Annotated in this window: 11 protein-coding genes; 7 read left to right on the top strand and 4 right to left on the bottom strand. The window is 33.2% G+C overall.

Annotated features, from left to right (window positions below; all coding sequences use genetic code 11):
- Window positions 1-260: 260 nt before the first annotated feature.
- The 4 genes from ACTCAF_RS10005 to ACTCAF_RS09990 are packed head-to-tail and all read left to right on the top strand — an operon-like array spanning window position 261 to window position 3,532.
- Window positions 261-542: a twin-arginine translocase TatA/TatE family subunit gene (locus ACTCAF_RS10005; protein WP_463063141.1), complete on the top strand. Its 282-nt coding sequence runs from the start codon at window positions 261-263 to the stop codon at window positions 540-542.
- Complete coding sequence (gene tatC, locus ACTCAF_RS10000) at window positions 539-1,291, top strand: twin-arginine translocase subunit TatC (RefSeq protein WP_463063140.1); 753 nt, start codon at window positions 539-541, stop codon at window positions 1,289-1,291. Before ACTCAF_RS10005 ends, tatC begins: the two co-directional genes overlap by 4 nt.
- The gene (gene moaA, locus ACTCAF_RS09995; protein ID WP_463063139.1) at window positions 1,284-2,273 is read left to right on the top strand and encodes a GTP 3',8-cyclase MoaA; all 990 of its coding nucleotides are present in this window, start codon (window positions 1,284-1,286) and stop codon (window positions 2,271-2,273) included. The genes tatC and moaA overlap by 8 nt, the downstream gene beginning before the upstream one ends.
- Window positions 2,274-2,275: 2 nt before the next feature.
- The gene (locus ACTCAF_RS09990; RefSeq protein ID WP_463063138.1) at window positions 2,276-3,532 is read left to right on the top strand and encodes a nickel-dependent lactate racemase family protein; all 1,257 of its coding nucleotides are present in this window, start codon (window positions 2,276-2,278) and stop codon (window positions 3,530-3,532) included.
- Window positions 3,533-3,550: 18 nt separating this feature from the next.
- On the opposite strand, the gene ACTCAF_RS09985 is transcribed toward ACTCAF_RS09990, so the two are convergent.
- Complete coding sequence (locus tag ACTCAF_RS09985; RefSeq protein ID WP_463063137.1) at window positions 3,551-4,042, bottom strand: DUF456 domain-containing protein; 492 nt, start codon at window positions 4,040-4,042, stop codon at window positions 3,551-3,553.
- Window positions 4,035-4,799, bottom strand: a complete 765-nt coding sequence (locus ACTCAF_RS09980; RefSeq protein WP_463063136.1) for an MBL fold metallo-hydrolase — start codon at window positions 4,797-4,799, stop codon at window positions 4,035-4,037. Before ACTCAF_RS09980 ends, ACTCAF_RS09985 begins: the two co-directional genes overlap by 8 nt.
- Before the next feature lie 227 nt (window positions 4,800-5,026).
- Between ACTCAF_RS09980 and ACTCAF_RS09975 the strand changes: the two genes are divergently transcribed.
- Both ACTCAF_RS09975 and ACTCAF_RS09970 read left to right on the top strand, forming a co-directional pair.
- Window positions 5,027-5,398: a PepSY domain-containing protein gene (locus ACTCAF_RS09975; RefSeq protein ID WP_463063135.1), complete on the top strand. Its 372-nt coding sequence runs from the start codon at window positions 5,027-5,029 to the stop codon at window positions 5,396-5,398.
- 93 nt (window positions 5,399-5,491) lie between these two features.
- Window positions 5,492-6,601, top strand: coding sequence for an RsmB/NOP family class I SAM-dependent RNA methyltransferase (locus ACTCAF_RS09970; protein WP_463063134.1), 1,110 nt, complete (start codon window positions 5,492-5,494; stop codon window positions 6,599-6,601).
- Here ACTCAF_RS09970 and ACTCAF_RS09965 read toward each other — a convergent pair.
- Window positions 6,588-7,280: a class I SAM-dependent methyltransferase gene (locus tag ACTCAF_RS09965; protein WP_463063133.1), complete on the bottom strand. Its 693-nt coding sequence runs from the start codon at window positions 7,278-7,280 to the stop codon at window positions 6,588-6,590. The two genes, ACTCAF_RS09970 and ACTCAF_RS09965, sit on opposite strands and share 14 nt — an antisense overlap.
- Before the next feature lie 62 nt (window positions 7,281-7,342).
- Window positions 7,343-8,272 (bottom strand): metal-dependent hydrolase, encoded by a 930-nt coding sequence (locus ACTCAF_RS09960; protein ID WP_463063132.1) that lies wholly within the window; start codon window positions 8,270-8,272, stop codon window positions 7,343-7,345.
- Window positions 8,273-8,694: 422 nt separating this feature from the next.
- Between ACTCAF_RS09960 and ACTCAF_RS09955 the strand changes: the two genes are divergently transcribed.
- Entirely contained in the window at window positions 8,695-9,252 is a 558-nt protein-coding gene (locus ACTCAF_RS09955) for a PAS domain-containing protein (protein ID WP_463063131.1), read from the top strand.
- Window positions 9,253-9,351: the final 99 nt, after the last annotated feature.

The following is a 9,351-nucleotide window of genomic DNA, read 5'->3' as shown; positions in this document are numbered from 1 at the left end:
ATAGTTGCTCTAAAATTACATTATTCATTGTTAGTCCTCCTTTGAAGGGTTTTTATCTTCTTGGTCGTAGATAATTCTACAACCCTTCAAGGGGGATTTTAATGACACAATTTAGTTTACACTACCGTTCTTGGATAATAATGATTATTAGGTAGTGTATAAAATTTCATAAGCAAAATCTATTGACATAAGTGTTAATCCCTTGATTTTTCCAAAACAAATAACTATTATCCAGAAAAACATTGTTTTTGAGGTAATATATGTTTGGACTTGGAATGTCTGAAATTATTTTGATACTTGCCCTTGCCCTTATTGTAATTGGTCCGAAAAAACTTCCTGAAGTGGCCAAAGCCCTTGGGAAGGGATATGCTGAATTTAAAAAAGTGCTGAATGACTTTAAAGATGCTGTAAATATAGAAGATGATACCACTCCAAAAACTTCATACTCTTCCAAAAAAACCGATGAGCTCAAAGAGATTCATACCGAAAAGTTTGAAAAAAGTGAACAACAATCAGAAGATCAGAAAAAGGATAATGCATGAAAAAAGAAATGGATGAAAAGCTTCCGTTAACAAAGCATTTAGAGGAGCTCAGGCAACGTCTTATAAAAATATTTATTGTTCTCATAGTTGTTTTTGGTATTTGCTACTCAAAAAGCAAATTCTTTATGGACTTTGTAACAGCTCCCCTCGTCCCACTTTTACCAGAAAAATCTTCCCTTGCAATGCTGAAGCTTACTGAAGGTTTTTTCACCGAGCTAAAACTTTCCCTGATGGCTGCGGTATTTTTCTCCATGCCTTTCATATTGTATCAGTTATGGAAATTTGTAGCTCCGGGGCTCTACGCCCACGAAAAGAAGTATGTGATTTCCTTTGTGCTGGTATCTTCAATCTTGTTTTTCTCTGGTGCAGCTTTTGCTTACTATATTGTATTCCCTTTCGGATTCAGATTTTTCCTTAATTATGCTCAAGGTGAAGTTATTGCAAGCCTATCGTTGCAATGGTATCTTTCATTTGTAACAAGGCTCATTTTGGGATTTGGAATCATATTTGAATTGCCAGTATTTACATTATTTTTAGCTAAAATGGGTATAGTAACTTCCGATATGATGAAAAAGCATAGAAAATACGCTATTGTTGGAATTTTTATTGTCGCTGCAATCTTCACTCCACCAGATGTATTTACTCAATGTATGATGGCTGTACCTCTTTTAATCCTTTATGAAATAAGTATATTCGTTGCAAAAATTTTTGGAAAGAAAAAAGTAACAGAAGAAAACATATATGAATGAAAATTTAAAAGACAAATATAACCGTACTTACAAATACTTAAGAGTTTCCGTCACAGACAGGTGCAATTTCAGATGCAAATACTGCGTTCCTACACATGACTTTGAATTTATTCCTCACGGCAAGATTTTAAAATACGAAGATATATTGTTTGCCGTTGAATCACTATCACAACTTGGAATAGAAAAAATACGTCTCACCGGCGGAGAACCTCTGGTCAGAAAAAATATTTCCTATTTGATTAGCGAAATCGGCAAAATTAAAAACATCAAGGAAACCACACTTACAACAAATGGTTCGCTGCTCAGCAAATATGTCAATGAAATATATGATGCAGGAATAAGGCGCATAAACATCAGCCTTGACTCATTGAGAGAAGACAGATACGAATATATTACGGGCGGATTCAAGCTTAATGAAATCCTTGATGGCATAAACAAGGCAATAAAAACGGGACTTAACCCGATAAAAATAAATGTTGTTGCCATAAAAACCTTCAATGATGATGAAATACTTGATTTTTGCAATTTTGCCGGAGAAAATAATTTAAATGTCCGTTTTATCGAATTTATGCCCATCGGAAATAATGTGGAATGGAAAAAGGAACATATCATTACCGGGGATGAAATCCTTAAAATCATTTCCAAAAAGTTTACATATGAACCCGTAAAAAAAGGAAATTTTGAAGGTCCCGCTGTAAATTACAGACTTTCAAATGGTGCCAAAATAGGCATTATCACCCCAATTTCCAATCATTTCTGCTCAGAATGTGACAAACTGAGGCTTACCGCTGATGGTAAACTAAGACCCTGTCTTTTGTCCGATAATGAGATAAATCTCTTTGATGAAATAAAATCCAGAGACTTTGCAGGATTTAAGGAAAAAATCAAAGAATCATTAAAGCTAAAAGAGCTTGATCATAACATCACTAATGACGGGTGCACGGCAAAATTTAAAAGGACTATGTCCAAAATCGGAGGTTAACTTTGAAAATTAAGTATTCCAAAGAGCTTATTAATTTAAATATTGATAAAAGTTATGATGTTTTATATAAGCAGTTAGACCTCAAACCTTTGTCTTCAGATGACATACTGAATGAACTTAACACAAATCCCATATACAGCGACACACTTTACAATGTCATCGAGCAGGCAAATAGAATCCTCATTATTCTGCCTGATGTTACCAGAAAGTCAGGAGCTGAAAAATTTCTCCAGCAAATGTTGAATAAAATTGAAGATAAAGGCAAAGATGTTAGTTTTATATTTGCAATTGGCACCCACAGGGCAATGACAGAAGACGAAATAAAGCTAATAATGACGGAGAAAGTTTATAACAAATACAAACATAAAATTATTCCGCACGACTCAGACGATATTTCCGCGCATGAATATTATGGCAAAACGTCGAATAATACTCCGATACTCATCAATAGAGCTTATTTTGACCATGACACTATCATTCCTATTGCCTCAGTCAGTTACCACTACTTTGCTGGATTTGGCGGCGGACGAAAGATGATTGTACCGGGGATAGCGGCAAAAAAAACAATTATGGCAAATCATAAGTTAGTACTTGATGAAAAAAATAAAAGAAAACATGAATATGCCATTACCGGCAACCTCAAGCAAAACCCTGTCCATGATGACCTTGTAAATTGCGTAATGATAGCAAGGAGGCATAAAACATTTTTTCTTATCAACACCATACTGGACGAATCGTCCAATATAATCTATGCCTGTGGTGGTGACCTGTTTATGTCACATATTGCGGCTACTGAAAAGTTGAAGGAATTAACTTCAATAAAAATTGAATACAAATATGACGCTGCAATTGTATCTTGTGGCGGCTATCCAAAAGATATAAACCTTGTTCAGGCTCAAAAGTCGCTTGACAGGGCAAAAACTGTTGTAAAAGACGGAGGAAAAATATTTTTCTTTGCAAAATGCCAGGACGGCTATGGCAATAAATATTTTCAAGATTTTTTTGATTTAAAAACTTCATCAGAAATGTTTGATATTTTGTTAAAAGATTATCAAATAAACCGTCAGACAGCTTTTAACCTTAAATCGATTCTCGAAAAATATGAAGTTTATATTTTTTCTGATTTTGACAAATATGATACAGATAGAATGGGTTTTAAACATCTTGAAGATTTGGGCGAGATTCCCGCATTAATCAATGATTGTGAAAGAATAGCTTTTATCCCGGATGCCTATAACTCATATTTTGATTTATCTTAATAGTGGCAAATAAGAAGATTAGAATATATAAAATCCAGACAGAATAACAGTTGAAATACCGATTGAGACTTTTAGAAAAGTCCCCATAAATCTCCCTTTAAAAGATGCGACCCCTCTTTCAAAGGCAAGATTTTTATCCCTTGTGACAAGATATTCATAAAGAAATGTTCCAATAAATGCACCTAAAAATGTCCCTATAATTGCTCCTACACCAAAAAATAGCGGAGCCATTATTATCCCCAACACTATCGAAAATATTACAGATACAAAAAAACTCCCCTTTACCGCACCAACATTTTTCCCTGCGTAATAACCGATTAAAAATTCGATCACTTCACCTGCTGCAATGAGAGAAATCAAAAATATTAGCTGCCAAAAAGTCATTTTTGATGAAAAATAATATATCAACGGTAATACAAGTGATACAATATTGCCCGGAAGACCAACAAGATTTAAAATAACCAAAAAAAACTGTAAAATAAGCAGCACAAAAAATAATACACTAAGCATCTAACTCTAATCCCTTGACAGGAGTCATTTGTTTAAAATAATCTGCTTCAATTGCAAAGTTACTTTTACAAAAGTCCACATATTTTTCAATAAGTGTATAGCTATTATTTTCCTCACTAATATGCCCCAAAAACAGTTTTTTTAAACCTTTTGAAAATATCTGACTTACCGCATTAAGGGCTTCTTTATTGGAAAGATGCCCTTTTGAAGACATCACCCTTTTTTTAAGATGATAAGGGTATGAACCATTTATAAGAAGCTCATCCTCATAATTTGACTCCAAAATAACACATTCACAACCGGTTATTCCGCTTAACACATCTTTTGATACAAAACCCAAATCTGTGGCAAACCCCACAGAAAGTTTATTGAAATTAAACCTATATCCAAACGGCTGTCTGCCGTCATGCGCAATTTTAAAAGGGTATACCTCATACTCTTTCATAGAATAAATTTTACTCGGATCTAATATATAAAAGTGTTCACAACTAATCCCTTTAGAGTGAAGCTCTACCGCAGTCCCTTCACTTGTATAAACATTAGGTTTAAACTTATTCAAGAAAGGTTTTATCCCGGCTATATGGTCTGTATGCTCATGAGTGAGATATAAATCTATCCCCTTATCTTCATTAAATTGGATAAACTCTTTTACGCGATAAAGTGGCAACCCCACATCAACGACGATATATTTATCTGCAGATTCCATTATGTAGCAATTACCACAGCTTCCGGACGACAATACATTCAGCTTAAGCATTGTTTTGGTATATCACTTAAGAAGTTAAAATTCAACTAAACTTTGCAATCCATTTTTTTAAAAAATAAAAACCATATTGTGTAAAAAAGTAACAAATAGTTTCATTATTACACAGTTAAGGGTTAAGACTCATAAAAATTATTCAAGCATAACATATACTTACCGCTTAGCAAGACTTTGGCACGCTTACTGCTTTTAGATTATCATCACAATATAAGGAGGTAGCTATGAAAAAGTTAGCTTTAGTTTTAGGAACACTGGCAATAACCACAGCCCTTGCATTTGCTCAAGGCGGCTGGGGTGGTCAAGGGATGGGACCCGGTTACGGAATGAGAGGGCAAGGATTTGGCCCTGGCGGTTGCTATGGCGGCTACAATCAAAATGTTCAGGTAAAACAGCTTACTGAGGAAGAAGCCGTTAAAGCTGTACAAGATGTTATAGCTCAAAACTACAAAGGGTACGAAATTGTAAAAACTGAAAAATTTAATATGCCAAGAGGCACAATGTATCAGGTTGAAGTTAAAGATGCAGGCGGCCATCTGTTTACATTTCATGTAAACCCTTTTGGAAATGTAAGAGGACCTTTTTTAGCACAGTAACTTCTAACAACAAGCGGGGACAATCCCCGCTTTTTTATTTTCATAAGTTATTTTTGAATTCCATTTTTAAAAAATTTTACTACAATAACCTTTATGAAACTACCTGATAATATTTACACTCAAGTTAATACTCTTATTTGTAAAACTGTCACTGAAAATCTTATAGCCAAGAATGTGCTTGATGATTATATAAGAGAAAAACGTTTTAACTCAACCATTAGAAATGCTCTAACAGATTACTTTTTCAAGGCTCTTAGGTTTTACGGATTATTTTCATCTGGTCATGATATAGAAAATGATGAAACCATTACGGAACTTATTGCCAAGACAAAATATAATGAAAACTTCCCATCAAAAATAATTGGTGTAAACAATTTTGTATCAAAAAAAATATTTGAAAATCTTGACAAAGATACATTTCTATCTTTTTTGCAAAGGGCACCTTTGACTATCAGGGTCAACTCATTGAAGACTACAAGGGAATATTTAAAAATAAAGTATCCTTTTTTTGAAAATACCGGGATATCCCCTTTCGGCTTATATACTACCAAACACACCAATCTAAGGCAGCTTGACGAATTTAAAAAAGGCTTTTTTGAAATACAGGATGAAGCAAGTCAATTGATTTATTTTCTTGTAACCCCCAGATACAGGGAAAAAATTCTTGACTTATGTGCCGGTACGGGAGGGAAATCTCTTTTGCTCAATTCTACCGGGGTAAATCCGGATATTCATGCATATGATATAAGTCCTGCGCGACTTAATATTCTTAAAAAAAGAGCAAAGATACTAAATCAAAACATTAAAATTTTGAATAAACCTTCAGGAAAATTTGAAAAGGTCCTCATTGATGCTCCTTGCTCCGGCTCCGGCTCTATGCGAAGGGATGTTGACGTTTTACTAAGGCTTGATAAATCAAAAATTAAGTCCCTTATGATTACGCAGAAAAATCTTTTTGAAAAAGCATATAACTTAACGGAAAAAGGCGGATACATTATTTACGTCACCTGTAGTTTTTTTGCAGAGGAAAATGAAATGCAGGTAGAATATTTTTTAAACAATTTCAACGTAGAAAATGTAAAGGTTTCAACTATTTTTGACAGCCATATAAACACATTACTTAAAACCGATACCTTCTACAAAACCAATCCCCTTCAATTTAACATGGACGGGTTTTTTGCAGCTGTGCTTAAGGTTTTGTAAAACAGGAAATATTAACAAAACTTTCCGCTTTTATAAACTTATCAAGGACAAAACTTCCAAAAAACTGAACAAAAGAAAAGCCGCACGAATTTGTTACCCATATGATATCCTGATAAATGAAAGGTGTCAGTTTTTGATTAAACTGGTGTACAATCTGACCATTCTTATCAGTTATTTTCCCTATAAAATTTAGCGAAGAAGGGTTGTCATACTCATAATCTCTTGTAAATATAAAATTTTCAGTTTCTATTGCAGGAAGGCTTTTTATTGATTGTGAAAATATCCTATCATAGTTGATAATTTGCATCAGAAACCTCCCCTTGGGCTTAAGGAGAGAAAAAATATTTTTCATAAACTCAAGAAAATCCCTTCTCGAATCCAAATGGCAAACTGTATTGCCAATACTGTAAATAAAATCAAAGGAATTTTCCTTAAATGGCAATTTTCTCATATCACCAAAAAGAATTGGATAACTATAGTTTCCAAAACCTTTTGTATATTCAAGCCCGATAGCGTTATATCCATCCTGAATAAATCTATTTACATATCCCCCTGTAGAGGAACCTATATCAAGAACACTGTCCCCTTCGTTTGTCATCAGCTTCAATAACCTATAGGCATTTTCATCAAAAGGAAATATCTCATCATAGATTTCAGACATTTTTTCGTAAGTTTCCATATCGATCCCTTATCATTTTTTTTTGACATTAAATTATTTATAAAAAAACTTCAAATAAATATTTAAAAATCATATTTATAAGAAAGAATTCTGCTTTTTTTGCTGTCAGTGTTTAATATCAGAGCAAATGGCGTCCTATCCTTTGTCCTGATGTTTTTCAGGTTTATCATAAACCTCAAATCAGTGATTTTAAATGAACTGTCTGCGATTTGTTCCACTACCGGGTATTTTAAAAACCATTTATAAACTTTTAAAAAATCGTCTTCATTCAATAAACTTTCAATATCGCTCTTATTTAATGGCACAAATTTATCAAACTCCTCAATCTCAGCTTTTTGAAATAATCTCATAGTTTTGTAATATAGATATTTATCATCGCTCAATATTACTTTCCAGTTAAGTGGTGTAAAAGGGGCAGTGGTAAGTGTTACAGATTTATCTTTAAAGATGCTCTGCAAATAGTCGCTGTAAACAGCTTTTACCCCATAATTTGTAAGAGGATATATAAAAACAAATGCTATAAACATTGCTTTTAACTTGGCTGAATTAATCTTTATCGACACCAAAAACATAACAATCAATGCCAATGTAAAAAACGGATCGATAATAAATACACTCTCAAGAGAAAACCGCTCATTTGTAAATGGAAGCGCTATTTGTGTCCCATAGCTTGTAACAAGGTCAAGAAAAATATGCATAAGACCAAGCAAGTAAAAAATAATGGTAATTTTGAATACATTGTAATTCCTGAAAAACAAAAATTTAAGGATAACGGCCGCCAGAAATGAAAACAAAACGGCGCCTACAATTGAGTGGGTAACCCCCCTATGGTAAAGCAGATAAAGCTTTGGTTCATTTAAAAATCCAATTACATTATCTATATCAGGCAATAGACCACCTATCGCAGCAATATAATATACTTTTTTGTCATTCTTTTTTCTCAAGTATGAACCGCCCAAAAGCCCGCTACATACATGTGTTACTGGATCCATAGCGCCTCCGGTTTATACATCAATATATCAAATATTATATCAAATTCCAGACTAAATTTGTCTTAATATAACTTCATTAGGCTTCTTTTGGAATATGAAAAAAATGGCACCCTGTAGCTTTTATGAAAATTGTCAGTAGGTATTCATCACCTAACTTATAGAAGATAATAATTGCAGGTAAAATCCTGGAAAGGTTGGCCACATATAGGCATACAGCTGAAAATATCCCTATTTTAATAAAAACTATACTTTTACAAATGGTATTTTTTAAATGCAGGTTCAGTTATACTTGATTTCAAGCTTACGTATTCTCAGATTGCAGAAATAATTTTTAACATAACACTGAGTTTTGACTAATTGATTTTGCATTTTTATATAACCATATGGTATAATTTACTTTAACACTGGTATTGGGGCTGAATATGGAATTTTTGGAAAAGATAATCGAGGAATCTTTAAATGAAATATATGTATTTGATTCCATAAACTATAAGTTTTTGAACCTTAACAAATCGGCTCTTAAAAATATTGGATATTCAATGCAGGAACTTAAAAACATGACCCCTCTTGATATTAAGCCCAAGCTTACTCCTGATGATTTTGAAACAATCATAAGAAACACAAAAGAAAATCCAAACAAAAAATATCATTTTAGAACTATTAACAAAAGAAAGAACGGCACTGAGTACCCGGTTTTAGTCAGTTTAAATTATTTGAATTTGGGAAAGCCCATATTTGTTGCCTTTATATTTGATGAATCAGCTGTTGTTAAAGAAATAGACAAGTTTATAACAATTTTTAATGAGCATAAGGCAATCAAGCTTCTTATTGACCCTGAGACAGGAAACATCCTTGATGCAAACAAGTCTGCTGCCACTTACTATGGATATTCTGTTGATGAATTAAAAAATATGAAAATCCAGCAGATAAATATTTTGAATGATTCTGAAATTAAGGCAGAAATGCAAAAGGCCAACTGACATCACCCCATTTTTATATAAGAAATGTTATTTGACAGGCATTTATAATTGATAATGCCTCCAAAATGTTGTATTATGATTTTGACAAAAAAAGCAACA

Source organism: Deferrivibrio sp., assembly GCF_055117995.1.
This window is presented reverse-complemented; position numbering and strand designations above follow the sequence as displayed.